This is a genomic window from Chryseobacterium sp. WX, assembly GCF_029542485.1.
Taxonomy (GTDB): domain Bacteria; phylum Bacteroidota; class Bacteroidia; order Flavobacteriales; family Weeksellaceae; genus Chryseobacterium; species Chryseobacterium cucumeris.
Window position 1 is genome coordinate 4491008 of the sequence record NZ_CP120710.1, and the last position, 23777, is coordinate 4514784.

Consider the following 23777-nt stretch of genomic DNA (forward strand, 5'->3'; position numbering starts at 1 on the left):
CATATGTATTGTTGGTGTTAATGCGGGTTTTGTAAAATATAACCTACGCAACACCACATCATCTATCTATACTTAATCACACACTTAAAACTTCATTTTTTATGAAGTTTTTTTTATTTTAGCTTCGTTTGTGGTTTATTTATAAACTAATCAGTCTATATATGCCTCTCTTTTTGAGAGGTGTTTTTGTCTGTAAGTACTATGAATAAAGAGATTGTGTTAAATTTACTAGCTAATCACTAAATAATGAAATAATTTATACATTTAAGTGTTCGATTATTTAAATATCGGATGATATGTATTCAGCCTCCTATGCCCTGGGAGGTTTTTTATTTCTTATTAGAATCCATACTTTAAATTTAGTCGTATATGAAGATACAGCTCATATTTTTTGAGTTTTCATGGTTATTAGTTTTATCCTCCTTTCTTGGGGGATTTTTTATATAAAAATGCCTCCCATAATTGAGAGGCAGCATGATTAAGTAGTCGATAATTCGAGCTATCGATCAATCAAATTTAATAAGATAATGAGAGTCTTGGATATGACCTGAATCATAAACATTGCTACACAAAATTTGTATATTTAAATGTGTTTAGAATTTTTAACAAAAACACTTTTTTATCCTCGGAGAGATCCGGGGATTTTTCTTTTCTCACTCTCGTGAAAAGGCATATTTCAATCCACGATTAATACTAAAAAAAATAATATTGTTATTAATTGTAACATTAGTTATTTTGTAATTGTTATAAAATGTATCAATTTTGAAGCATGGAAATCACCGGAATTGTAACAAAAGTTACCACAACATATATACGGGTGCGGACAATAAAGAAGAAACAAGAGATTGATGTTTTCTATACGGAAAGCCGTGAAAAAGCTGTATTCTATCGATTTGAACCGCATATTTTAACAAAAATAGAAGTAGAGCCTGAGGAAGTTGAATTTAACGGAGTCAAACTTGCTAAGCTATGGTTAAAGTATGTGATTATACCTCATAGATTAAATCCGGAAGATTATAGCAGTAGAATTTCAGGATCTCCCGCAGAAATAACTTCTATACTTTACAAAAAAAATGCATAATATTTGTATTTTAGGTTTAAAATATTAATCATGTGCAATAGAGTTGATAACGAGGGACTTTCGATTGAAGAAGTTTCAGCAAACCTTTCAGCGGAAATAGTTGAGGGTAATTACATTCTTAAGCCGGAAGTAAACGCGTTCGATGTTCCCGCGATGCCAATCGTTTTAGATCACCACGGCCGGAAGATCACACACGGAACCTGGCGGCTTTATAAAGAAGCTGACAAAGCAAAACCCGGAAAAGGTATAAACTTGACCGCGGAAAAAACTCATACATTTTACAGGAAGTTCGAGCACAATAGGGCAGTAGTTCCGGTTACTGGATTTTACGATTGGATGCACCTTCAGAATCCAGGAAGAAAAACGCCTATTACCGTAAAACACCGTATGAACTGGAAAGATAAGGATCATTTTTATATTGCTGCATTTTATGACGTATGGGACAACGGAGAAATAGGATTTGGGCTTGTTACTACCGTTGCAAATGAGCTAATGTCAGTCGTTCACAATTCAAAACAACGAATGCCTATCTGTATGGACGTTGGAACGGCAAATAGATTTCTTAATGATGAACCTATTGAAAGCTTCGAATTCCCGGCTTATGATCCTGCGCTCGTTGCCGTCAACTTGGAACCACAAAAGATGCCTAAAGAAGATCCACCAATCCAAACATCACTTTTTGACTAATTGAAGATCATAAACACATACTTCAGCTTCTAGCAAATTATATAGAAGATGATCCGGATAATATGGTAGGTTTCTATGATGATGCTATGAATTTAATCCGTGGAGCTGCAGCAGATAAAAATATTGAGTTTGATGGATACTTCCGTGAACGCTGGGAGATTTCAGCAGATACAGTATTTGAGTTTGACGAGGAATATTTTGAGGACGAGGACCGACGGGATCTTTATGTTTTCCTGTCAGCCCTAGTTGATGAAGATATTTTCAACTATTTACATTATGTATGGCATCACGTTTTCCACCAAGAACTGACAGAGGATATTGTGGAAACAAGAATTTTGGAACTAAAAGAAAAAGGCGTATCGTTTTAGACACGCCTTAATTTTAATATTCTTCAAGTTTTATTTTGCTTGCTTCCTCAAATCGAATTGAGTTAATGTGGTTGGCGTATAATTCAGTAGTTTTTTCTTTTGAATGTCCGAATATTTCAGATATTGTTTTTAGGTCCATTCCTGCTTTTAATTTATCGTTTGCGCCCTTATGTTTGAATGAATAGCATTTTACATTAATTCCCAAGCCGTCAATAACATATTCTTTCCATTTTCTGGTAGCAGTATCTCTCTTGATGCTATACGGATTTGGGCAAAAATATTCATGCTTAAAGAACCTGCACCCATATGGTTTAGGTCTTCCTATTAGGTAATAGTCTTTATTGCTAAGATTCAGTTTTTTCAAGAGTGATAATACCGGCTCAAAAATAGGAACATATCTATAAGAATTATCTTTTGCATCTTCTGAAGCAATTCTTATTATTTTATGTTCAATATTTACATCACCACATTTAAGCAAAAGTATTTCTTTAGGTCTTATCCCTAAATAATATTCGATACTATAGAATATGTAAAAATTGTAGTCTGTTTCCCGTAAATGCTTAGATATTTTTTTATGCTGCTTGTCAGTAGCCAAGATGTAGCCTTCTGTTTTAATTTCTTTCTTGGGCTTAATATCTTTGACAATATTAGATTTTATATACTCCCATTCAACTAATTCTGAGAAAATAGATTTAATATAACCCATATTTTTATTGTACTCTTTTCCAGACCAGTTTCTATCTTTCTGAATATCATCCATTACTGATTTTACGTGGAATCTCTCAAACTCATGAATATTAATATTATTGAATTTAAGTTTTATTATAGAGGCCTTAAAGAACTTAACTGCACATTCATAGTTTCCATGAGAACCTTTTTTAAGATCAGATTTTTTCTTTTCCCATCCACTATCTAAGGCATCACAAACTTTTACAGATTCCGTTTTCTTTTTTAAAGATGGGTTTAGATCAATTCCAGATTTTAATTTTAATTCAAGAGTTGATTTGAGGATTTCAGCGGCAAACATGCGCTCACTGTAATCATTTGATGAATTAAGACCTTTTGATATTTTCTTGATGATTTTTTGAGTCTCTGTATTGTAAACATAGACATACCAACGGTATTTCATATCCGTTGATGAAGAGATTCGGACTTCTAAATTTTTCATTTCACAAATATTTTGATTTGTGAACACTTGAGGGAGTATGAGAAAAATTTACTTATTTTTACCAAAAGCGCTATATATGCATTGTAAAACATTGATATATAACGCTTTATGAAAATTGCAGAGAGGAAGGGATTCGAACCCTCGATACAGTTACCCGTATACTACCTTTCCAGGGTAGCTCCTTCAACCACTCGGACACCTCTCTTTTTGAGATTGCAAAAATAGTGTATTTTCTGGAATATCCAAATTATTCTTACAAATTAATCTGTAATTTCTCCACAAAGACTTCTGGTGAAGTTATCGGCAAAGCTTCCGGAGTAACTTGGATTATCAATTAAGTGCATGGCTTTGGTAATCGCTGTTTCCGCTGTCATATCTCTTCCGCTGATTGCTCCGATTCTGGAGAAAATATTACTGTTTTCATACTTTCCGAATGAGATACCTCCTGAAATACACTGGCTTACCACCACAATTTCGGTTCCGTTATCTCTGATTTCCTGAAGCGTTTCCTGAGTTTTTGCACTGCTGAAAATAGTTCCCGAACCAAAAACCTGAAGAATAAGAACCTTCATTTTAGGGATTTCCCTGAAGTGGCTCAGATGCATGCCCGGAAAAATTCTCCAGAATAAAATATCTTCGGAAATATGTTCATCCACGTGAAACTCTACCTCAGGATCACAACGGAACAGGTTATCTTTAATAATATTCAAATGAACTCCAGACTGTCCCAAAATAGGGTAATTCGGGCTTGAATAGGCATCAAAATACTCAGCAGAATATTTCAGCGTTCTGTTTCCTCTTAATAATTTATACTCAAAGTAAATGGCAACCTCCTGAATGACTGCTTCATCATTTTCATAAAGGCTGGCGTAATAAAGGCTGGTCAGAAGATTTTCCTTGGCATCCGTCCTCAGATCACCAATCGGAAGCTGAGATCCTGTCATGATGACAGGCTTTCTTAATCCTTTTAGCATGAAACTTAGTGCTGAAGCGGTATAAGACATCGTGTCTGTTCCGTGAAGGATCAGGAAACCGTCGTATTCATCATAATTTTTTTGAATATAATTAGCGATCACTCTCCATTCTTCAGGTCCCATATCCGAGGAATCCAATGGTTTAGCGAAAGGATGTACAAAGACTTCGCATTCCATAAGCCTCATTTCAGGCATCTTTTCGAATATATTTCCAAAATCAAAGGCACGGAGACTTCCGGTTTCATAATCTTTTTCCATTCCGATGGTTCCACCGGTATAGATGAGCAGGACTTTTCGCTTCATGTACTAATTTATTAAGAATTGGCCCCCGATTAGGGTTCATAGGTCAAAATTACGTTAATTTGCAAAGATTTGAAAATGAATGAAACGCTTATCATGAAATTTTATAAAAATAAAATGAAAATGACTGATGTTTTATAGGGCTATTGAAAAAAATAACTAAATGCGGATGAAAGATTTAGCGCAAACCTTTGAATATTTAAAACAGTTTTTAACTGAAGAAAGACTAGAGAAAATTGAACATTTTTCTCAGGAAAGTTCAGACTTTGTCCTTCCGGTGGTGGAAGATATCTATCAGTTTAGAAATGCAGCAGCCATTGTGCGTTCTGTGGAAGCCTGTGGTTTCCATAAAGTAGTGGCTTTGCAGGAAGAATACAGTTTTGAACCCAATCTTCGTGTAACAAAAGGAGCTGATACCTGGGTTGAGGTAGAAAAACTTCCCCGAAATATGGAATCTTTCCAGAATATTAAAGACCGGGGATATAAAATAGTGGTTGTTTCGCTGGAAAAGAACGCTAAAATGTTACCTGAGTATGAAATAACAGAACCCATTGCTTTGGTTTTTGGAACTGAAATGGAAGGCGTTTCCCAGGAGATTTTAGATTTTGCCGATGAAACACTGGCCATCCCGATGTATGGCTTTACAAGAAGCTTCAATGTTTCTGTAGCGGCTTCCATTTGTATGTACGAACTGAAACAAAAGCTGATAAAGTCTGGGATTGATTATAAGCTGAATGAAGAAAAACTTTTAAGGATGCAAATCCTTTGGGCAGTGAATTCAATAAGAAGCGGGCAGCAGATTTTTGAAAAATACCTGAAAGAGAATAATATTGACTGGAAATAAGGAGCCAAAAATAAAAACGAGAAGGTTTAGTGTCTTCTCGTTTTGTATTTATATCATATTGTAATAATTCCAGGCTGCAACAAAAACGCCAGCTGTTTCTGTTCTGAGTCTCTGATTTCCGAGAGATACTGCTTTTATCTTATTTTCTGCCAGAAATGCAATCTCCTTTTCGGAAAAATCGCCTTCAGGGCCTATTAAAAATGTAAGCTGCTGCAGTTGAGGAATGTTTTTAAGATCAATTCTTTCCAGATTTTCATGGCAGTGTGCTACAAAAGTATGTTCCGGATCAATATTTTTCAGAAAATCACCTAGCTTTAGAGCTTCATTGATCAACGGAAAATGAAATCTCAGGCTTTGCTTGGATGCTGCGATCGCTTGTTTCCTGATTTTATCGATGTTGATGTTTTTACGCTCTGTTTTTTCAGTGATAATAATGCTTATTTCTGAGATACCCATTTCCACTGCTTTTTCCACAAAGAATTCGATTCTGTCAATATTCTTGGTAGGGGCAATCGCAATATGAAGTTTTGGATTGAATTCCGGCAGATTTTCTTTGATCTCAGAAACTTCAATTCCGGCTTTCTTGCCTTCTATTATAAGTTTTCCGGAAGCAAGTTTTCCTTTTCCATCCGTCACATGAATATCTTCTCCATCTCTCATGCGAAGAACTTTTACGATATGCTGCTGTTCTTCGTCGTTGATTAAAACTTTATTTCCGTTGATGTCTCCGTAGAATAGTTTCATATATCCTGATTTATAAATGCTACTCCTGTTTTGATGGTTGTATATATGTCTGTATCACATTCCCGGTAAGAACACATGTATATTTCTTCTATCCATACATTATTAATGAAAATCAGATTTAAATATTCCTGTTTTCTCAAATTATTTTTGATGGATAAATAATCTCCTTCTTTTGGAGTATAGGGAAAACTAAAAAGATGTTCAGAATTAATTAATTTTAAAACTTCTTCTTTGATATCCTGAATATAACCTGTCTCAGAACTTTCTCCGTTAAACTCTGAAAAAGTTTCTGAGCCCTCATGTCTTCCTGTGATAGTTTCCAATACCCAGTAGTATTTTGAGTTCTTTTTAGAATGTGTTCCCAGTACTTTTTCTTCTAAGAGTATTTTCATAAATCGTATTTTGCGGTTGCGGAAGTTCTTAAATCTGTAAATTCTCCTCGCTCAAACTTCAGTTTTGCCACCATAGCGATCATGGCTGCATTGTCTGTTGTATATTCAAATTTTGGAATATAAATACTCCATCCCAGTCTTTCTTTATTGTCTTCCATTGCTTTTCTAAGTGCAGAATTAGCAGATACACCTCCTGCAATAGCCACCTGATTTACATTGAGATCTTTGGCTGCTTTTTCAAGCTTATTCATCAGAATTTCAATAATTGATTTTTGTACGGAAGCACAAAGGTCATTAAGATTTTCCTTAATGAAATCCGGATTTTTTCTGACTTCTTTCTGAATGAAATACAGCACGGAAGTTTTAATACCGCTGAAAGAATAATCGTAGTTTTCAAGCTTCGGTTTGTTGAATGTAAAAGCATCAGGATTTCCTTCTTTGGCCAATCTGTCGATGATGGGTCCTGCAGGGTAATCAAGGTCAAAAATCTTTCCGATTTTATCAAAAGCTTCTCCCGCTGCATCATCTATGGTTTTCCCGATGATTTCCATGTCAAAATAGTCTTTTACCAATACAATCATAGTATGTCCGCCGCTTACGGTAAGGCATAAAAACGGAAAAGTAGGCGGCACAGGATTTGCATCTTCGATGAAATGGGCCAAAATGTGGGCTTGAAGGTGATTTACTTCAATTAAAGGTACATTCAGGCTCATAGCCAAAGACTTAGCAAATGATGTTCCTACAAGAAGAGATCCTAAAAGTCCCGGTCCGCGAGTAAATCCTATAGCAGAGATAGCATTTTGTTGTATATTTGCTTTAGAAAAAGATTTTTCAACAACGGGGATAATATTTTGCTGATGGGCTCGTGAAGCCAATTCAGGGACAACGCCGCCATATTCTTTGTGGATGGCCTGGTTCGCGGCAATGTTTGAAAGAATAGAATTTCCCTTGATGATAGCTGCTGAGGTGTCGTCACAGGACGATTCAATACCTAAAATTATAGAGTCGCTCATAATAATGGCAAAGTTAGAGAATAATAACGAGAATGAGAATAAAAAATCAGTAGCTGAAAACCTAGGGGATCAGGTACAGAAAACTGTTGAAAATGTAGAGGGAAAAGTACGGGAAACAGTGAAGGAAGCATCAGAGCTTGCTTCGGATGCGATACACCATCCTGTGGAAACAGCTGAAGAATTTGGAAAACAAGCTGTAAAGGATGTTACCAGCTATACATGGTGGGCAAAACTTCTCTTGATTCTCTTTTGGCTGGGAATTTTCCTTGTAGGCGGAGTCCTTATTGCCATCAATCTTCCGGTAACTAAAAAATGGGCAGCTGATCAGGCGCTCAAGCTTGTAAATAATGATTTTAAATCGGATTTTTCTACAGAAAGTGTAGATGTAAATTACTTCGGTGATGTCACCATAAAAGGGTTAAAAGTAAAAGACTATAAAGGATTTAATTTTATTACAGCCCGTGAGTTTCGTGCAGATTCAGACTGGATATCTCTGGCAGTAAATGCCATCTCAGGAAGCAGCAATTCTCTAAGTTTTAACTCTCTGGCTCTTGTGAATGCCGATGTAAAGGTGATTACTTATAAAGGCGACAGTATATCCAATTTTGTCAGGTTTGTAGAACTCTTTGACAACGGGAAGAAAAGAGATCCCAAGAAACCTCCTTTTCAACTTAATTCCAGAATTCAGATCATTGATTCTAAAGTTTCCATTGTTAATGAAAACTCTCCCGGAGAACAGGGAAAATGGCTTACCGCAACAAAATTTAACTTAAAAGCTCCGAACGTAAAAGTTAACGGTCCGAATGTTTCGGCGTTAATCAATAATATGTCATTTGTAACTTCAAGATGGGGGAAATCTCATTTTGTAGATACTTTTTCAACAGAACTGTCTCTAACGAAGCAGTTTTTGTCATTAAAAGACCTTACCCTGAATACAGATCATACCTTACTTCAGGGAGATATCAAATTTAATCTTCACGACGGATCCTGGGCAGATTTTGCAGACAGGGTACGCTGGGATATGAATATTCAGCAGGGAAGCCAGCTAAGCGGATATGACATCAGTTATTTTGTTACCAACTGGGATAATATCAAACCTTTCAATCTTTCAGGGGTTATGACTGGTCCTTTGAATAAATTTCATCTGGAAAATTTTCTGATCAGAAATCCTGACGTCAATATTGCTACCAAAACGATGAAGGTAGACAATCTGCTTAAAGGTCATTTTGCTATTGAAACAAAAGAGCTTTCCACAGATTTTACCTACAAGGATTTAAAAGCAATGATGCCTTCATTCATCTCCAAAAAGATGAAGAACTTTGCAGATGATTTCGGAAAACTGAAATACAATGGAACGGCTAAAGTGAATCCTGATCAGATTTATGTGGATAATGGTAATTTAATGACAGGAATCGGGCAGGCGAAAATTTCGAAACTTACCCTGACAGGCTACAGCACTGCAATGCCAAAATATTCCGGTTATCTTGATGTAAAAGATCTCAATACCTCAGTCATCACTAAGAATAAATCGGTAGGCTTAATTTCTGGTAAATTTGATCTTAACGGGCAAAGTTTTGATGTCAATACCATGCGTCTGACCGCGAAATCTCAGATTGCAAGTATTGAAATTATGGATAAAACGATCAATAATCTGTATCTGGATGGTTTATTGGATCATAAAAAATATAACGGACTCATCACTGTTAATGATGAACAGGCAAAAGCTACAGTCAAAGGATTGATCGATTTCAGTACTCCGAGGATTGCTATGGATGTTAATGCGGACGTCACTTATCTGAATATGAACTACTTTACCAATAAGCCAGGGACTCAGGTGGTAAGTGGTCAGGTAGAAGGAAAAATGGCCATGTCTTCTATCAACGATCTTACTTTAGATGTGAATGCCAATAACCTTCACTTTGCTTCAGCTACTCAAAAATATAATATTCCGAATGCCAAGTTAAAAACGTTTATTGAAGCAGGTAGTCGTGTTATTGATGTAGATGCTCCGGGAGCTGCTACAGGTAAAATTTCAGGAAAATACAGTCTTGCAGACCTTGCAGGTATGGTAGAAAATGGAGTTGGAAAAATATTAGTGGGTCCGCCGCCAAGAAAATTATACAGGGGACAGAATTTTGCGCTGAAGTTTGATGTTCAGCAAGGATTGATCAATTATTTCTTACCCGAATTGAGATTGCCACAAGGAGCTCTTGTAGAAGGGGAGTATGATGGAAACTCAAACAATCTGATTCTGAATCTTGATGCAGCCTCTTTAAAATATATTATGACTAAGGAGGAAGAGATTACAGACGCTGATCAGGCGCTGGCATCTTCAAATCCTGATTATAAAATTAATGACCGTAAGAATCTCAGCAGAGATAGTGCGATGGTGGATAGTGTTAAAGTTAGAATTAATACGGGAGACCTTAACCAGCAATTGTACGCTAAGATCAACAGAGTCATTTATAATAAAAATGTGATCAAAGATTTTGAGCTTAAAGGGAATAATGAAAACGGAAATACACTTCATTTAGCCACTGTATTTAAGCATGGAAGTCCTGATGATGAGATTAATGAAAAGCTTAAGGAATACGCCATCAATGTGGATCAGTCTACCGATGCAGCCGGAGATTATGTATTCAGGTTTGAACCTACCGAGGTAAAATTCAATGAAGTTACATGGGCAATAGATACAAGCCCCGAATTGGATCACTCCATTACCTACAGAAAGAAAACAGGAGATTTTGATATCAGAAATCTGAGAGTTTATTCCGATAAAAGTGCTTTGTTTATTAAGGAAGCCCAGTTTAAGTCAGCAAAAGACTTTTATGTAGATGCAGACATCAACGATTTTGCGGTAGAGAAGCTTCTTGAAATGCAGTCCGGAGGGAATACTATGGATATTAAAGGTCTTGCCAACGGAAGTGTTAAGATCAAAATGGATAAAAGTACTCTTCAGCCACTGGTAGATCTTAACATTGATGATATTAAGATGAATGGTGATGATATGGGAGATATCTCTATTTCTGCCACCAATGGATTCTCACTGAATGTGTATGATATTGATGTAAAAGTTCACTCTGCCGGAGTACTTGGAAACAACAGCCTTAACCTGACAGGAACGGTTAATAATAATACTTCTTCGCCAATTATTGATCTTACTGCGGAAATGCGTGATTTTGACCTGGCATTTACGCAGCAGTTTGTGCAGACTATTTTTGGAAACCTTCGTGGAAAAGCAACAGGAGATCTTAAAATCAATGGAAAGCTTAACAACCTTGATTATAGTGGAGATATTGCTTTAAAAGATTTTGGATTAAAGCTTCTGTTTACCGGAGTAGATTATGCATTTGATGATACCGTAATTCAGCTTACCAAAGGGCTTGCTATCCTCAATAATATTGAAGTACACGACGGAAGAACCAATTCCAAAGGGAATATTTCCGGGGCGATTCAGTTTGAAACCCTTTCTTCAATGGGGGTATCTCTGGTAATGAGAGCAGATAATCTATTGATGCTGAATACCACACAGAAAGATTTTGACCTGTTCTGGGGAAGAGTTTACGGACAGGGAGATCTGTACGTGGACGGACCGGTTTCAGGATTAAGCATAACAACTCCTAATATGAAGGCACTCAATGGAAGTACCTTTACCTTTAATTCCAGCTCCACTTCCAATGTAGAGGAATTTAAAATGCTCAGATTCCTGAAAGAAGGAAAAGACGGTCTGATCACACTGGAAGAAAAGAAAAAAACAGGAGCCAACATGAATATTGATTTCAACCTGGCTGTAGATAAAGGAACTACTGTAAACGTACTCGTAGGAGACGATGTGGGAAATATTACCGTAAAAGGATCTGCTGATCCATTGAGGTTTCATATGAACAGACAGGGGAATATTGCCATGAGCGGTACCTATAAAGTAGATAACGGAACATTTGTCTCTAAAGCCATTCTTAATAAAACATTCCAGATTGAAAGAAACAGTAGTATCAGATGGGATGGGGATGCTATGAAACCTGCGTTGGATATTAATGCCAATTATATAAGAATGGTTTCCAATGCAGGAGAATATCTTAGTATGGGGAAACTACAGCCTATAAGTATTTTGCTGCAAGCCCATATTACCCAGTCGTTGGTAGACCCTCAGATTGATCTTAATGTGACTGCAATGGACGTATCCAGCCAGGTAAGAGAAACCCTTGCCGCGAAAATGAGCCAGGAAGGAGAGAAGGTTCTTCAGTTCGGATCTGTATTGTTATTGAGTACCTTTAACGTATCCAACACTGGTGGATTCGATGTAAATGTAGGAAATGTAGCGGAATCCTCAGGATATAATATACTTCTGAAGCAGTTGGGATCTGTTCTTAATACAATGAGTAACGAATTTCAGATTGACCTTAATTATGTGAAAGGAGATCAGAACTCGAATTATGGAGACAGAGCCAATGCGGGAGTAAGTGTAGCCCTTTCCCCGAGAGTCAATATCAAGACCGGTTTGGGTATTCCGTTATCAAAAACAGATGGAGCCCAAAACAATTACCTTTCTACGGAAGGGTCAGTAGAGTACGATTTATCTAAAAAGAATGACGGCTCATTGGTTATACGTGCTTATTCCAAGCCTACAAACATCGGAATGGTGAGTACAAACGGTTCTGCTAATCAAGCCTATGGCGGAGGGGTAGTGTGGAGTAAAAGCTTCAATTCTTTGTTTAAAAAGAAGAAAAAAGACAAAAAAACTCCAGATGCAAAAGGTGAAATAAAAACAGATTCTATAAAATCGCAAGGTAAATAATTAGAATATTTTAATGATTTTTATCATCTGTGTTAATTATTGTTAATATTTGATATATATTTTTTAGTTAAATTATTTTTCGTAAATTTGCAAAAAATACATAGATTTTTTAAAGAAATTGTAATTTAACTAATATGAACTATCAACTGGACGAAATAGACAAGAAGATTCTTGATTTCTTAGTAGAAAACACAAGAATGCCTTTTACTGAAATTGCAAAGCAGATGGATGTTTCTGCTGGAACAATTCACGTAAGAGTGAAAAAGATGGAAGATGCAGGTATTATTTTGGGATCATCTCTTAACATCGATTATGGTAAGCTTGATTATCACTTTACAGCTTTCATAGGTATCCTTTTGACAAAATCAAACCGTACTCAGGAAGTATTGAAAGAATTGTCAACAATCCCCAACGTAATCGAGGCTAGCGTTATTTCAGGAAAATATAATATTTTCTGTAAAGTAAGAGCTAAGAATACTGATGATGCTAAAAGAATTATTTACCAGATTGACGACATTCAGGATGTAATGAGAACTGAAAGTATGATCTCTATGGAGGAATTCTTAAGTGACAAAAACAGACTGATCAACGCAATCTCTGTGTAAGTCAAATTTTAAACGAATAATTATAAAAGAACTTATGAAATCTCTCATAAGTTCTTTATTTTTGTAGGTATGGAAGAATACAGCTATTTTGACGAAGACCCAAAGAAAGGATGGGGATTCATTCTGGCATTTGCTGCCTTGATGTTGTTTACTATAATGGGGCTTGGTATCGATGTAGATGAATATCTGCAGCATGAATATCTTCAGATTCCGAGGTGGTACTTCTATGTGATTTTTTCTATTGATGTACTGATGATGATTGGGCTGGTACTGATGTTCTTTTACAGGAAAGTAGGAATCTTTATGTTTCCGGCGTTACTGGTGCTGCATTTCTTTATGCATAATTATTATCTGTCTACATTTTTGTATACGGATGTTACCAATCTTTTCCTGTTTACGGGGTTCGGAATGCTTGCCATTATCCCGAAATGGAAGTTTTTTAAATAAAGTTTCAAATACAATAAAATAACAAACCGCTTTTAAATTTAATTTAGAAGCGGTTTTCAATTATAACAAGGTTTATGAAAAAAATTATCTGAATTCCAGGGAATTAAAAATTTCTTGTTTTAAAGGATTTTTGGACCAGTCCTCCCACACACCCGTATAAGGATTATAGCCACATTTCAAAGGTTTTGATATATTCAGACCTTCTTTGCTTTTTAGAGTGTTTTCAGTGTATGCCCTGCAGTCTGTGCAGACATAACGGAACTCACAATCTTTACATATCTCAATTTGGTCTTTGGTAAGATCCCAGTATTTTCTGAAATCAGGTTGACTGAGGGCTTCTTCAAGGCTTTGTTTTTGGATGTTTCCAAAGCTTTCATTCATCAGTGGACAGTTTTTAATATTACCTTTTCTATCAATGCCTATCTTTTTATGCAGGCAGGAATTGTGGTTAACTGCTTCCGTCACTTTAGTAATGTTAGTATTGAAGTACTTCAGTTCCACTTTTCCACACGCAGATATTTTCAGATCATCTTTCAGGAAATGCAGCGAGAAACGGTATTCATCTTTAGCTTTGAAAGGAGGTTTTGAACAATTGTAAAGAATGAGACTGTAAATTCTGACTGTGTTTTTTTGAAGAGCCTGCATAAAAGATAGGTTCATTTTCTGATGAAACGGAGAGAAAATCTCTATTCCTGATAAAACTGAGGTTTTAAAAATTTCATCAATTTCTATACAGTCTTTTAAGGTTAAGGATTTCAAACTGTAAATAACCAAATGTTTAACTCCAAGATTTTCTATGGATGGATATATTTTCTTTAAGATCCTGAGATCTTCCATTTCGACAAAAAGATCTGTTATAGCATTGGGTTCATGATAGTCGTAAGAGAGAGGAGGAAAATTTCTGTCCCAGCCATTTTCAGTAACAAATCCGTATTCTTTTTCCAATAGAAGATTGATATAGTTCTCAACTATTTCTTTGGATTCTTCATCATAACTTATCATTGTATCTTCGATAGATTTGTTTTTCAGCTCTTGTATAATTTCAAACAACTCCAGAGGATATAGTTCAGATACATTTCTCTGTAGATCTGAAATGAGAATTCTGATGGATCCTTTGGTGACGAGGATGTTTGAGAATAAATTGAAGTATTTCATAATAACCGGTTCAATGATTTGATAGGTCTTTCTCTTATATAATAATTGGTCTGATATTTTTTGCATTCTAAAACATAGACGACATCATTAGTTTTTTTAGGTTTCTGGTCATTAAAGGATTCTATATGTTTGAAGGTAAGCGGAAGCTTGTTTTTTTCTTTAACTTTAATTTTCATAAGTAATCTGCTATTTTTTTGTCCAACGAATAGTTACAGGTATGAGACAATCCCAGAAACTGGCCAATGGTATTAACTTCTAAAAAGTAAAACTTGCCATCTTTTCCTTTTAAAAAATCAAGTGATCCACAATTAAGGTCCAATGCCTGCATCAGAAGTTTAATTTTTTCTTCAATGCAAGAGGAAAGATTGTAGGGAACATTTCTATTAGGTTTTTCTAGATTATATTTTCTGAAATCAGTTTTGGTCCGTTCATCATTTTGAGAAAAAATAGCCATCGAGTAGCATTTTCCGTTGAGATAAAATGTTCTGATTTCAAATTCTTTTTCAATCTTATCCTGAAAGAATGTAATGAAGAACTTTGCTTTCTCTCTTTTGTGTACCGTTGAGGTATACATAATACCATTTAAATCTTTATCAATGTCATCCAAAATAGGATTTCCACCAATGGTTTTTACAATAGTCTTATCCAGAGAAACCTGATCCGTATTATCTGCCAGATAATATTCTGGAATTTCTAAACCTATTTTTTTTGCTTCTTCCAATACCAGGAGTTTATTAATATCACTATTACTTGCTTTGTTGATATGTTTTTTGGACTCCAGTATTGTTCTTACATAATCTTCCAGCCAATGCTGTACTTCATTCATATGAGTATTTACAGAAGGGTTTTCATACCTTAAGCGTTTGATTTTTAATCTGCCTCTCCTGTACCACACGCTTGTGATCTCATCCAGAAAAAAAGAATTTCTGCTACTCCTTAACAGTATTTTTTTGTTCTCCACTGCAATTTCAAAAATTTCATCTTCATGAATACGGATGAATTCCTTTTCCATTTCAAGAAGCCATTCTATAATTTTATTAGTGGTTCTTTCATTGTTGTTGGAAATAATAAGAATCATATTGTCATTTTTTTTGAACCTTAGATATACGTTTTAAAGCAGGCAAGCCTATTTTTTTCCTATTACGGTTTACTTTCATAGTATCAATAATAGCACTATAACTTGGATAAGAGCCATAAGGCATTTCTACTTTATCTATTTGTAGATTGTGACGGTCTACCATATTAGCATAGTCTTTTGGAATACAGTCTCCGGATTTTATATATTCCAGCATTTTTGCTTTGAAATAAGGATATTCTTTTTCACCTATCATGTGACTGAACAAGGGATGCATAGGCATAAACACACCGCCATTTCCTATAAGACCAATTTTTTGTACTGAAGGATAGCCGTAGTTTTCAAAGGTCCATTTTAACAGTTGTGCATTGATTCTGTCATTTTTTTCCATGAGCTGAGGATTTCTCCTGCCTTCCGCCTGATCACGGACAAAAGCAATGCTGAAAGAATCTACCAGTCGCTTATTCAAACCTTTCTTCCAGTCTGCAATTCTCTGTTTTACCTCGGTGCTATCTATACCATACTTTTTAAATAATCCGAAATAACTTCCATATGACCCTTCGTAAGGAGCAATCAGAGGGATAAGTTTGTATAGACTTTTCTTCCCACCGAAATTCTTTTGATGTTGATCTGCCAGTTTAATATAAGTCTCATATTCTTTGATACGCTCCTGATTTTTTGGAGTGTATTTTTTGAATAATTTCTTATACTGCATTATTGCTTTTTCGGGTTGGTTAGCAATCCGGTAAAGACTATCAATTTCATTCACTCTGTTATAATAAACAATATAATCCTTGTTTTTGCAGGAAAGAATAAAGAAAAGAATAATGAGAAGGAATATTAAAATTGAATTTCGTTTCATTAGGTGATCAGTATTTATTGGATTAACTATACTCTTATTGGTAAAAGGGAGGAATTATTTTCCTCCCTAGACAATATATTAACACTTTTATTGATCTTAGCAGATTTCTAAAGTTGAATCAAGAGTGTGGTCAATCCACGTTTCTTTGTCATAACATTCTCCTTTGTTAGTGGCAACATAGTTGATAGCAGTTTCTCCACCTTTAATAGTCTGTAGATTTTTCATTTTTTTGTTTTCCAAAGAAGAGAAGTCTCTCTTCATTCCATTTAATTTTTTCATGTGTGTAATTTTTAATTGTTTTTATATGAATCATTTGTGTCAAATAAACCCTGACCTGGGTGAATAATTCTACCTATTTATCATGCACTGTACACTTACATTTTAAATTTGAAGAATATATTTCATCAACGTTGATGGGATAAAACTATAAATATTTAGGTCACTTAATGGGGATAAAATGTGTAAATGATTTGTATTTTACTTGATACACAAATGCAAATTTTACTCGGAATGGTAGTTGTATTTTGGTGAAATATTTGAAATTCGAAAAAGTATAAATTGCATGCCAGCCATAAAAAGAAAATTACAGGCTTTAACAGTAGGTTGCATGGTAATATTTTCTATTGTACAATATCGGAAAACAGATGATTTTAGCGCGATAATAAGATGCTGAGTCACTTATTTTGTCCACAATTTGTATGCTTCTGGTGATTTGTTTGTTTTAAAATGACATTTTTTAATCCGAAAACGAGGTAAGCATCATATCAATTTTTGCAGAAAACCCTGGGTTTTTAAAATTTGAATCCGTGCAAAGGAACCTGAGATATAAAAATAAAGCTTTTCAACATGAGGTTAAAAAGCTTTTAATTTGAAATAGAAATAAAATATGGGGCGTTTACTCAGAGAATACTCCCTGGAAAAAAGATTCTAAAGCAGTATTTTCATCCAGCCCGAACTTCTTTTTCAGGCGGTATTTGGTCATTCTTACACTCTTGGGCTCTACATTGAGGAGGTTGGCAATCTGTTTTGTATCCATTCCCAGATAAATATAGGCGCAGTATTTCAGATCCAGAGCAGTAAGTTTTTGCTGGGCTTTTTCACTGATGTTTTTAAAGAAATCCGGATGCAGTTCCTGAATAGTAAATCTGATTTTTTCAAAATCATTGTCAACCCGATTTTCTCCCTTTACCACCTGATGAATATTAATATCCGTATCGGAAAGCTGGGTCTGAAGCTGCTGCAGAACCTCATTCTTATGCTGAATATGAAGCTGGCTGGCCAGTACCTCACTTTGAAGTTTTTGCTGCTGAAGCGTAAGAAGTTCCTGTTCTGCCCTTAATCTTGCCTGCTCTTGCTCCTGAAGTTTTACCTGCATTTCTGCTTCATGCTTTTCTGTATCAAGTTTATTTTCTCTTTCTATAGAATACCGCAGTTTAAAATGATAAGAACGGAACATAAAAAAGGCTCCAGTTAATCCTATGATTCCCAATATAATATAAAGGAGTTTCTCTTTTTTCAGAATGGCTGTTTTCTCGGTGAGAGATCTGAGTTCAGATTCTTTTTTCTGAGACTGGTATTGAGCTTCCAATCTTTTTGCGGTTTCAGCTTGCCCTTCATCAAAGAGAAGATTGCTGTATTCTGTTAACTTTGATTCATATTCATAAGCTTTCTGATATTTCTTTTGTTTTGCATACAGCTGGGCAAGATCTTTCACCACATTGATCATAACATGGTAATAAACCGGTTGCTGGGTAAGCAGAATCTGTTCCGCTTTCAAAAGATAATGCTCTGATAAAGTATCATTATGATCCCGTGATGCGAGATTGCTCAAAACACCAAGTGCACCTGCCTGCATACTCTGATTAAGGGTCGTATGCTGCGTAAGGGTCAGGATTTCGTGGGCGTTATTCTGAATTTCCTCACGGATTTCAGGAGTCATAACCGGATAGCTCAGATAATAGTTGGTGAGATTCAGTAAGGCCATTGCATGTACATGGGCTGAGACATGACCGGGAAATTGATGGTACAGGCCAACAGCTTTCTTACACATCTCTATGACGGGTTTCAGATCTTTTGAGTTTCCACTTTTCTCATATTGAAAGGAGTAGCAGACAGCCAGCGCCGAATAGGTAGAGCTGAGTAAATTTTTGTTTCCTGCCTTTTCAGCAAGTTCTTTGGATTTTTTGGCATATCTTGTGGCATTTTCAGCATCGTTCCATTCTGTATAGATTCCGTAGAGAAGATAATTGAGCTTAGCATTTAATAAGATTTCGGAAGGTTGTTTTTCAACGATGGGAAGGACTTTCTGAACAAGCCTGATTGTATTTTCAAGTTCGCCAAGTGCATTTCTGTAGTAGATATTCAGATAAGTGGCATATAGTTCCGCAGTTTTATTTTGACTCTTTTGAACAATTGCATTCGCAGCATCCAGAATAGGAGGAATCTTATCATATTCAGACTGATTAAGCTTAATGACTCCTTTTTGACTGAGAGCTTTTACTTCTTCAGCATAATCATTTTCTTTTTTAGCAAGATCAAGTTGCTGCTGAACATATTTTTCAGCTGTAGGATATTGATCGCTAACTCTGTAATATTCGGTAAGTTCATTGTAAATTCTGAATTTTTCTGCAGTAGAAATATGATCTCCTCTCAATTGGTTTTTAAGGCCATCAATAAATGCATTCTGTGCGGGATATAATGTGCAGATAAAAAGTATACAGTATAAGAGTAAGTACTTTAATTTCATAAGGTGAAAGTACAAAATTTGTAGACATCTGTCAATTTCCTGTCTGAAAAACTAGAGCTATGTGTTGTTTGTAATTTATTGATTATTAACTTTTTGAATGTTTTTGTAGACATTTTGTAGTCATCTGTGATCGGGGTTGAATATGTTTTGTAGTCGCATAAAACAAGACTGGGATCTTTTTCTTCTGCAATTTAGGGCCAGAAAAAATCAAAGAATATTAATTTAAAATTTTACAGCTATGGACAACAAAACCTTATCAATTGTTTCTTACATTACGCTTTTCGGATGGCTGATATCCTTCTTTATCGGAAAAGAAAAGTCGAACAGCCTTTTAAAATACCATCTGAAACAATCATTGGGATTAATTCTTTTTTCTATTTTTTTATCTATCATTCTCAATATTGTATTGATGGTTACTAAAATCGGAATTCTGGGAATATTGGGTTTGATTCCTTTGGTATTGATGATTATCGGAATCATTAATGCAGCCAACAATGTTGAAAAGCCTTTGCCATTAATAGGGAAAATATTTGAGGACAAATTTTCTTTTATCGGATAGGATTCAAAAATTTTTGGAAACACCAATTTAACATTTAATATAAAATTATGAAAACACCATTAATCATCGCAGGCATGCTTTTTTTTAGCTTTTCTGTTATATCATGCGATAAATTGGAAAAAGTTAAAGAAAAGCTGTCACAGAATGATTCAGGGCAGGTAAACCCTTTTAGTGTTAATTCCGGGGATGTAAACAGAGATATTATTTCTTTTAATAACAAAGTTGTAAAAATGGATGATGAGCAGTCAGATTTTATCAAAGATTTTCAGAATATATTGATACAGATGGAAGACTATGTGAAAAATGCCGGTGCCAATCCAAAAGCTTCCGGTATTATGCCCATATTTACGCCTTCAGTGATGTTGTACACCCGTCAGGAATTAAAGGCTCCGGATGTATTGGGAAAGAATTTTCAGACACTTGTGGATAAGATGAAGGACACAATGGTCCGATTGGAATCTTTAAAAAAAGAACTGGACACTTACAAACAGGCAGAGGACTGGAAAGATGATAAAGGAAAGAAAGTCGCCGAAATCAACGAAAAAGCAATACAACTTATTAAAGAAAACCGTACAGCGGCCAATGACTTATTCACTAAGCTTTCCCCAAAGGCAAATAAAGCAGAAATTGAGATGCTTAAAGATCATCCGCTCAAAACACAGATCATTCAATCTAAGGAGGTTATGGAGCTGGCTCAGAAAATTATTGATGATTCCTACGATGTAGCGGATATGAATGCCTATAAAAACAAATTTTCCCACCAATACGAGCAGATGGAAAAATTATATAAAAGGAACATCAATGAAAAAATTCCGTCTTCAGAAAAGCAGAAGGAAAACAGTTATCAGGCATTCAACAGTTCTGTCAATGATTTCCTGGGTAAAATGAGAATCGTACAGCGAAGCCTAAACGAAAATAGTCAGGATCTAAACCGTGATCTTGATAACCTGGAAAGAGAAGCAGGATATGTTCTTGACCGTTATAACACTTTTGTAGATTGATTTTTAATTCCCGGCTGGATTATATATAATAAAAACAGCTAGCTATAATCATGAAACTGGCTATACCTTTAAAGAATATAATATACTGATTTAACAGGATAAAGGTAATTTTACCGCCCATTTTAGAAAAGAAAAGAAGTATGGATTTTGAAATTTTGAAACAGCAGATTGAAGATGCTGCAAGGAAAGCTTTTTTAGAAGTGTATGAAAAGCATGGAGCAGAAGGAATTTACAGCTTTGCACTGTACAGCGATGAAGGAGCAATGACAGTTTGCCCTGCTGCCAATACATTGAAAGTAATGGAGAATGCAGATGAAGAAGATGCTCTTTATTATAAATATGAACCGGCAGAATGGACTTACGAAATGAAAGGTGCCGATAAAGAATTTGATATAATCTGCACTCAGTTGAGAGCAGAGCTTAGTAAGCACGATGACGATGATCAATGGTTTGAGAGTTTTCAGGCTAAACTATATTCAAGCTGTATTGAAGTATTAGAAAAACTTAAAAACGAGAACTTTTTCACAAATGTCACGAGCAAAGATATTTTCCTGATTTTCACGGTTTCAGATTATGAGTTTGTGCAAGAAGACTTGAAAAACCTTATCATCAGACTGAATGATAATGAATACCAACATGAATATCTGGACTGGATGGCTACCTGGGGCAATTAAAAGTATGAAGAATTAAAAAAACACTTTAAATATATACATATGAAGCCGATAAAATAATTGTCTCAGAAGCCTCTTATACATTACAATCTCTATACATGCTTTTTATAACATTAGACTCAACTCCCAACCAAAATATTAAGAACAATTACATTCATTATGAACAACTATCAATTTTATAAGCAAGAAGGAAATCAATATATTTTTAGAAACCAGCCGGTGTTTATTGCAGTGCTCTGTATTATTTTTCTGGTCATTGCAGGACTCATTTTTAATAGTATAAGAACCGGGAGCTATATTATTATGGCGGTAGTTGCACTTATTGTAGTCAACTTCTTTACCAAGAAATTTATCATTGATATGGACCGTAAAACAATTACGGGAAAACATACCATTTTTGTTCCGGCAAGAACATATCCGATTGAGAATTTCAGAAATTTTCATGTGGTGGCAACAAAATATATGGGATTTATTACCACTAATGTAATGCTGTCTGTTTATTTTGAAATAGATGGAAAAGAAAAACAGCTTACAATAGGCCAGGCGCTTACCCAGAAAGGAATACAGAAAATGGTCAATGAAACAGAGGATATTTTGAACATTAATCATCCTGAAAATGGACATCAGAGACCGCTATAAGTTTGAAGAAAACGGACGAGAAATAAGCTTTATGCCCAATTACAGTTTTCTGCGCACTTTGGTTGGATGGCTGGCATTGGGAGTCATTGCGCTTCCTGTGATCATCTATTATTTTATGGATAAAATATCCGGAGATCAGTTCAAAATTGCCATGGGATTATGGAGTGTTTATATGATCTACTTTCTGTTTGACCTCTTTTTCAGAATTCCTGTGAAATATATTTTTGATAAATCGGGAAAGTGTATTTACAGAAAACTGTTACTTTCCAAAAAGCTCATGAATTTTGATGAAATGACCTATTTTGTGAACGATGAAAGAGGTGGATATTATTATTCCATCGGGAAAAAGAGAAATCAGTTTGTAAAAAACTACAGAATCAGTAATTATTTTTCCGGATCTAAAGCTTCTAACAGAAGAGAGGAGGAGTATATAAAAGAAATTTTATGTCCTGTTCTCATTGCTGTAGGAATTCCCCTGAATCAGGAAGAACAATAAAACAAGTACCGAAAAGCAGGGTAAAAACTAATACGATGAAGAATGGAGGTATAACCATTCCCCTCCCTTGGAGGGGTGGCAAAAATTCAAAGAATTTTTGACGGGGTGGTTGATACACAATAACAAAAAACCCGGCGGTTTCGAAGAAACCGCCGGGTTTTGTCTATATAAAATAGCTTATTTTAAACTATTAAGCTAAAATTCTCTTTACAGCTTCTTTTACTGCAGCAGAATCAATTTTATACTTCTTCATCAATTCTGCTGGTGTTGCAGACTCTCCGAAAGTATCATTTACCGCCACAAATTCCTGTCTTGTAGGTCTTTTTCTTGCCAACATACCTGCAACAGATTCTCCTAAACCACCAAGGTAGTTGTGCTCTTCAGCCGTTACAATCTTACCTGTTTTTTCAACAGATTTTAAAATGATCTCTTCATCAAGAGGCTTAATCGTGTGAATGTTGATAACCTCACAAGAAATACCTTCTTTCTCAAGCTCATCAGCAGCTACAAGAGATTCCCATACAAGGTGCCCTGTTGCAACAATCGTTACATCAGTACCTTCTTGAAGCATAATTCCTTTTCCGATTTCGAAAGGCATATCTTCCGGAATGAATACAGGAACTACCGGTCTTCCGAATCTTAAATATACAGGACCTTCAAAATCTGCAATCGCTAAAGTAGCAGCTTTAGTCTGGTTGTAGTCACAAGTATTGATCACGGTCATTCCAGGAAGCATTTTCATCATACCGATATCTTCAAGAACCTGGTGAGTAGCTCCATCTTCTCCTAAAGTAAGACCTGCGTGAGAAGCACAGATTTTTACATTTTTGTTAGAATAAGCGATAGACTGACGGATCTGGTCATATACTCTTGAAGTAGAGAAGTTAGCGAAAGTTCCTGTAAAAGGAATTTTTCCTGTAATGCTAAGACCAGCTGCAATCCCCATCATGTTTGCTTCTGCAATACCAATCTGAAAGAATCTTTCAGGAGCTTTCTCAATGAATTTCTCCATCTTCAAAGAACCGATAAGGTCTGCGCAAAGTGCTACTACATTAGGATTTTTGTCAGCCAGTTCAGCTAATCCTGCTCCGAATCCTGAACGCGTGTCCTTTTTTTCTGTATATGTATATTTCATTTTTATTTTATTAATCGAGA

24 protein-coding genes and 1 tRNA gene are annotated in these 23777 nt (G+C 35.5%); 12 read left to right on the forward strand and 13 right to left on the reverse strand.

Going from position 1 to position 23777, the window contains the following annotated elements:
* The first annotated feature begins 769 nt into the window (after positions 1–769).
* The 3 genes from PZ898_RS20630 (at position 770) to PZ898_RS20640 (ending at position 2136) form a co-directional block, all read left to right on the forward strand.
* The gene (locus tag PZ898_RS20630; protein WP_277694135.1) at positions 770–1081 is read left to right on the forward strand and encodes a hypothetical protein; all 312 of its coding nucleotides are present in this window, start codon (positions 770–772) and stop codon (positions 1079–1081) included.
* 30 nt (positions 1082–1111) lie between these two features.
* On the forward strand, positions 1112–1768 hold the full coding sequence (locus tag PZ898_RS20635; protein WP_277694136.1) for an SOS response-associated peptidase family protein: 657 nt from the start codon (positions 1112–1114) through the stop codon (positions 1766–1768).
* A gap of 62 nt (positions 1769–1830) precedes the next feature.
* Positions 1831–2136: a hypothetical protein gene (locus PZ898_RS20640; RefSeq protein ID WP_277694137.1), complete on the forward strand. Its 306-nt coding sequence runs from the start codon at positions 1831–1833 to the stop codon at positions 2134–2136.
* Between the two features lie 13 nt (positions 2137–2149).
* Here PZ898_RS20640 and PZ898_RS20645 read toward each other — a convergent pair whose 3' ends face one another.
* From PZ898_RS20645 to PZ898_RS20655, 3 genes are all read right to left on the reverse strand, one after another.
* Complete coding sequence (locus tag PZ898_RS20645) at positions 2150–3304, reverse strand: site-specific integrase (RefSeq protein ID WP_277694138.1); 1155 nt, start codon at positions 3302–3304, stop codon at positions 2150–2152.
* 118 nt (positions 3305–3422) lie between these two features.
* Positions 3423–3509 (reverse strand) — tRNA-Ser (locus PZ898_RS20650).
* A 55-nt stretch (positions 3510–3564) separates the two neighbouring features.
* Positions 3565–4581: an asparaginase gene (locus PZ898_RS20655; protein ID WP_062675438.1), complete on the reverse strand. Its 1017-nt coding sequence runs from the start codon at positions 4579–4581 to the stop codon at positions 3565–3567.
* 166 nt (positions 4582–4747) lie between these two features.
* Here PZ898_RS20655 and PZ898_RS20660 point away from each other — a divergent pair, with 166 nt between their 5' ends.
* Complete coding sequence (locus tag PZ898_RS20660; protein WP_228411962.1) at positions 4748–5422, forward strand: RNA methyltransferase; 675 nt, start codon at positions 4748–4750, stop codon at positions 5420–5422.
* 48 nt (positions 5423–5470) lie between these two features.
* Here the strand turns inward: PZ898_RS20660 and PZ898_RS20665 are convergent, their stop codons facing one another.
* Genes PZ898_RS20665 through tsaD form a run of 3 tightly spaced genes read right to left on the reverse strand, consistent with a single transcriptional unit; the run spans position 5471 to position 7571 of the window.
* The gene (locus PZ898_RS20665; RefSeq protein ID WP_062675436.1) at positions 5471–6166 is read right to left on the reverse strand and encodes an RsmE family RNA methyltransferase; all 696 of its coding nucleotides are present in this window, start codon (positions 6164–6166) and stop codon (positions 5471–5473) included.
* Positions 6163–6558 (reverse strand): hypothetical protein, encoded by a 396-nt coding sequence (locus PZ898_RS20670; protein WP_062675435.1) that lies wholly within the window; start codon positions 6556–6558, stop codon positions 6163–6165. Before PZ898_RS20670 ends, PZ898_RS20665 begins: the two co-directional genes overlap by 4 nt.
* Positions 6555–7571 carry a tRNA (adenosine(37)-N6)-threonylcarbamoyltransferase complex transferase subunit TsaD gene (tsaD, locus tag PZ898_RS20675; protein ID WP_062675434.1) on the reverse strand — a complete coding sequence of 339 codons (1017 nt, stop codon included), beginning with the start codon at positions 7569–7571 and terminating at the stop codon, positions 6555–6557. Before tsaD ends, PZ898_RS20670 begins: the two co-directional genes overlap by 4 nt.
* A 4-nt stretch (positions 7572–7575) precedes the next feature.
* Between tsaD and PZ898_RS20680 the strand changes: the two genes are divergently transcribed.
* From PZ898_RS20680 to PZ898_RS20690, 3 genes are all read left to right on the forward strand, one after another.
* Positions 7576–12366 carry a translocation/assembly module TamB gene (locus PZ898_RS20680; RefSeq protein ID WP_277694139.1) on the forward strand — a complete coding sequence of 1597 codons (4791 nt, stop codon included), beginning with the start codon at positions 7576–7578 and terminating at the stop codon, positions 12364–12366.
* Between the two features lie 134 nt (positions 12367–12500).
* Complete coding sequence (locus PZ898_RS20685; protein WP_002984446.1) at positions 12501–12971, forward strand: AsnC family transcriptional regulator; 471 nt, start codon at positions 12501–12503, stop codon at positions 12969–12971.
* A 69-nt stretch (positions 12972–13040) separates the two neighbouring features.
* Positions 13041–13418, forward strand: coding sequence for a hypothetical protein (locus PZ898_RS20690; protein WP_062675432.1), 378 nt, complete (start codon positions 13041–13043; stop codon positions 13416–13418).
* Between the two features lie 84 nt (positions 13419–13502).
* Here the strand turns inward: PZ898_RS20690 and gwsS are convergent, their stop codons facing one another.
* From gwsS to PZ898_RS20720, 6 genes are all read right to left on the reverse strand, one after another.
* Positions 13503–14573 carry a grasp-with-spasm system SPASM domain peptide maturase gene (gene gwsS, locus PZ898_RS20695; protein WP_277694140.1) on the reverse strand — a complete coding sequence of 357 codons (1071 nt, stop codon included), beginning with the start codon at positions 14571–14573 and terminating at the stop codon, positions 13503–13505.
* Positions 14570–14749 (reverse strand): hypothetical protein, encoded by a 180-nt coding sequence (locus PZ898_RS20700; RefSeq protein WP_062675430.1) that lies wholly within the window; start codon positions 14747–14749, stop codon positions 14570–14572. Before PZ898_RS20700 ends, gwsS begins: the two co-directional genes overlap by 4 nt.
* Positions 14746–15651 (reverse strand): grasp-with-spasm system ATP-grasp peptide maturase, encoded by a 906-nt coding sequence (gene gwsG, locus PZ898_RS20705; RefSeq protein ID WP_277694141.1) that lies wholly within the window; start codon positions 15649–15651, stop codon positions 14746–14748. Before gwsG ends, PZ898_RS20700 begins: the two co-directional genes overlap by 4 nt.
* A gap of 4 nt (positions 15652–15655) precedes the next feature.
* On the reverse strand, positions 15656–16510 hold the full coding sequence (locus tag PZ898_RS20710) for a hypothetical protein (protein ID WP_277694142.1): 855 nt from the start codon (positions 16508–16510) through the stop codon (positions 15656–15658).
* Between the two features lie 96 nt (positions 16511–16606).
* Positions 16607–16789, reverse strand: coding sequence for a TIGR04139 family peptide modification target (locus PZ898_RS20715; RefSeq protein ID WP_062675427.1), 183 nt, complete (start codon positions 16787–16789; stop codon positions 16607–16609).
* A gap of 616 nt (positions 16790–17405) precedes the next feature.
* Entirely contained in the window at positions 17406–19256 is a 1851-nt protein-coding gene (locus tag PZ898_RS20720) for a hypothetical protein (protein ID WP_277694143.1), read from the reverse strand.
* A gap of 238 nt (positions 19257–19494) precedes the next feature.
* Between PZ898_RS20720 and PZ898_RS20725 the strand changes: the two genes are divergently transcribed.
* From PZ898_RS20725 to PZ898_RS20745, 5 genes are all read left to right on the forward strand, one after another.
* Entirely contained in the window at positions 19495–19815 is a 321-nt protein-coding gene (locus PZ898_RS20725; protein ID WP_062675425.1) for an import component protein, read from the forward strand.
* 47 nt (positions 19816–19862) lie between these two features.
* On the forward strand, positions 19863–20816 hold the full coding sequence (locus PZ898_RS20730; RefSeq protein WP_277694144.1) for a DUF3829 domain-containing protein: 954 nt from the start codon (positions 19863–19865) through the stop codon (positions 20814–20816).
* Positions 20817–20956: 140 nt separating this feature from the next.
* A complete protein-coding gene (locus PZ898_RS20735) occupies positions 20957–21490 on the forward strand; it encodes a DUF4303 domain-containing protein (RefSeq protein WP_277694145.1) in 534 nt (177 codons plus the stop codon).
* Positions 21491–21646: 156 nt separating this feature from the next.
* The gene (locus tag PZ898_RS20740) at positions 21647–22126 is read left to right on the forward strand and encodes a hypothetical protein (protein WP_277694146.1); all 480 of its coding nucleotides are present in this window, start codon (positions 21647–21649) and stop codon (positions 22124–22126) included.
* On the forward strand, positions 22104–22622 hold the full coding sequence (locus tag PZ898_RS20745; protein WP_277694147.1) for a hypothetical protein: 519 nt from the start codon (positions 22104–22106) through the stop codon (positions 22620–22622). Before PZ898_RS20740 ends, PZ898_RS20745 begins: the two co-directional genes overlap by 23 nt.
* A gap of 190 nt (positions 22623–22812) precedes the next feature.
* On the opposite strand, the gene PZ898_RS20750 is transcribed toward PZ898_RS20745, so the two are convergent.
* On the reverse strand, positions 22813–23757 hold the full coding sequence (locus PZ898_RS20750; protein WP_062675421.1) for a transketolase family protein: 945 nt from the start codon (positions 23755–23757) through the stop codon (positions 22813–22815).
* Positions 23758–23777 lie beyond the last annotated feature (20 nt).

What these genes read in the sequence shown, in the direction of transcription:
- PZ898_RS20630 (WP_277694135.1), top strand. Translation starts at nt 770, where the DNA reads ATGGAAATCACCGGAATTGTAACAAAAGTTACCACAACATATATACGG.
- PZ898_RS20635 (WP_277694136.1), top strand. Translation starts at nt 1,112, where the DNA reads ATGTGCAATAGAGTTGATAACGAGGGACTTTCGATTGAAGAAGTTTCA.
- PZ898_RS20640 (WP_277694137.1), top strand. Translation starts at nt 1,831, where the DNA reads ATGGTAGGTTTCTATGATGATGCTATGAATTTAATCCGTGGAGCTGCA.
- PZ898_RS20645 (WP_277694138.1), bottom strand. Translation starts at nt 3,304, where the DNA reads ATGAAAAATTTAGAAGTCCGAATCTCTTCATCAACGGATATGAAATAC.
- PZ898_RS20655 (WP_062675438.1), bottom strand. Translation starts at nt 4,581, where the DNA reads ATGAAGCGAAAAGTCCTGCTCATCTATACCGGTGGAACCATCGGAATG.
- PZ898_RS20660 (WP_228411962.1), top strand. Translation starts at nt 4,748, where the DNA reads ATGAAAGATTTAGCGCAAACCTTTGAATATTTAAAACAGTTTTTAACT.
- PZ898_RS20665 (WP_062675436.1), bottom strand. Translation starts at nt 6,166, where the DNA reads ATGAAACTATTCTACGGAGACATCAACGGAAATAAAGTTTTAATCAAC.
- PZ898_RS20670 (WP_062675435.1), bottom strand. Translation starts at nt 6,558, where the DNA reads ATGAAAATACTCTTAGAAGAAAAAGTACTGGGAACACATTCTAAAAAG.
- tsaD (WP_062675434.1), bottom strand. Translation starts at nt 7,571, where the DNA reads ATGAGCGACTCTATAATTTTAGGTATTGAATCGTCCTGTGACGACACC.
- PZ898_RS20680 (WP_277694139.1), top strand. Translation starts at nt 7,576, where the DNA reads ATGGCAAAGTTAGAGAATAATAACGAGAATGAGAATAAAAAATCAGTA.
- PZ898_RS20685 (WP_002984446.1), top strand. Translation starts at nt 12,501, where the DNA reads ATGAACTATCAACTGGACGAAATAGACAAGAAGATTCTTGATTTCTTA.
- PZ898_RS20690 (WP_062675432.1), top strand. Translation starts at nt 13,041, where the DNA reads ATGGAAGAATACAGCTATTTTGACGAAGACCCAAAGAAAGGATGGGGA.
- gwsS (WP_277694140.1), bottom strand. Translation starts at nt 14,573, where the DNA reads ATGAAATACTTCAATTTATTCTCAAACATCCTCGTCACCAAAGGATCC.
- PZ898_RS20700 (WP_062675430.1), bottom strand. Translation starts at nt 14,749, where the DNA reads ATGAAAATTAAAGTTAAAGAAAAAAACAAGCTTCCGCTTACCTTCAAA.
- gwsG (WP_277694141.1), bottom strand. Translation starts at nt 15,651, where the DNA reads ATGATTCTTATTATTTCCAACAACAATGAAAGAACCACTAATAAAATT.
- PZ898_RS20710 (WP_277694142.1), bottom strand. Translation starts at nt 16,510, where the DNA reads ATGAAACGAAATTCAATTTTAATATTCCTTCTCATTATTCTTTTCTTT.
- PZ898_RS20715 (WP_062675427.1), bottom strand. Translation starts at nt 16,789, where the DNA reads ATGAAAAAATTAAATGGAATGAAGAGAGACTTCTCTTCTTTGGAAAAC.
- PZ898_RS20720 (WP_277694143.1), bottom strand. Translation starts at nt 19,256, where the DNA reads ATGAAATTAAAGTACTTACTCTTATACTGTATACTTTTTATCTGCACA.
- PZ898_RS20725 (WP_062675425.1), top strand. Translation starts at nt 19,495, where the DNA reads ATGGACAACAAAACCTTATCAATTGTTTCTTACATTACGCTTTTCGGA.
- PZ898_RS20730 (WP_277694144.1), top strand. Translation starts at nt 19,863, where the DNA reads ATGAAAACACCATTAATCATCGCAGGCATGCTTTTTTTTAGCTTTTCT.
- PZ898_RS20735 (WP_277694145.1), top strand. Translation starts at nt 20,957, where the DNA reads ATGGATTTTGAAATTTTGAAACAGCAGATTGAAGATGCTGCAAGGAAA.
- PZ898_RS20740 (WP_277694146.1), top strand. Translation starts at nt 21,647, where the DNA reads ATGAACAACTATCAATTTTATAAGCAAGAAGGAAATCAATATATTTTT.
- PZ898_RS20745 (WP_277694147.1), top strand. Translation starts at nt 22,104, where the DNA reads ATGGACATCAGAGACCGCTATAAGTTTGAAGAAAACGGACGAGAAATA.
- PZ898_RS20750 (WP_062675421.1), bottom strand. Translation starts at nt 23,757, where the DNA reads ATGAAATATACATATACAGAAAAAAAGGACACGCGTTCAGGATTCGGA.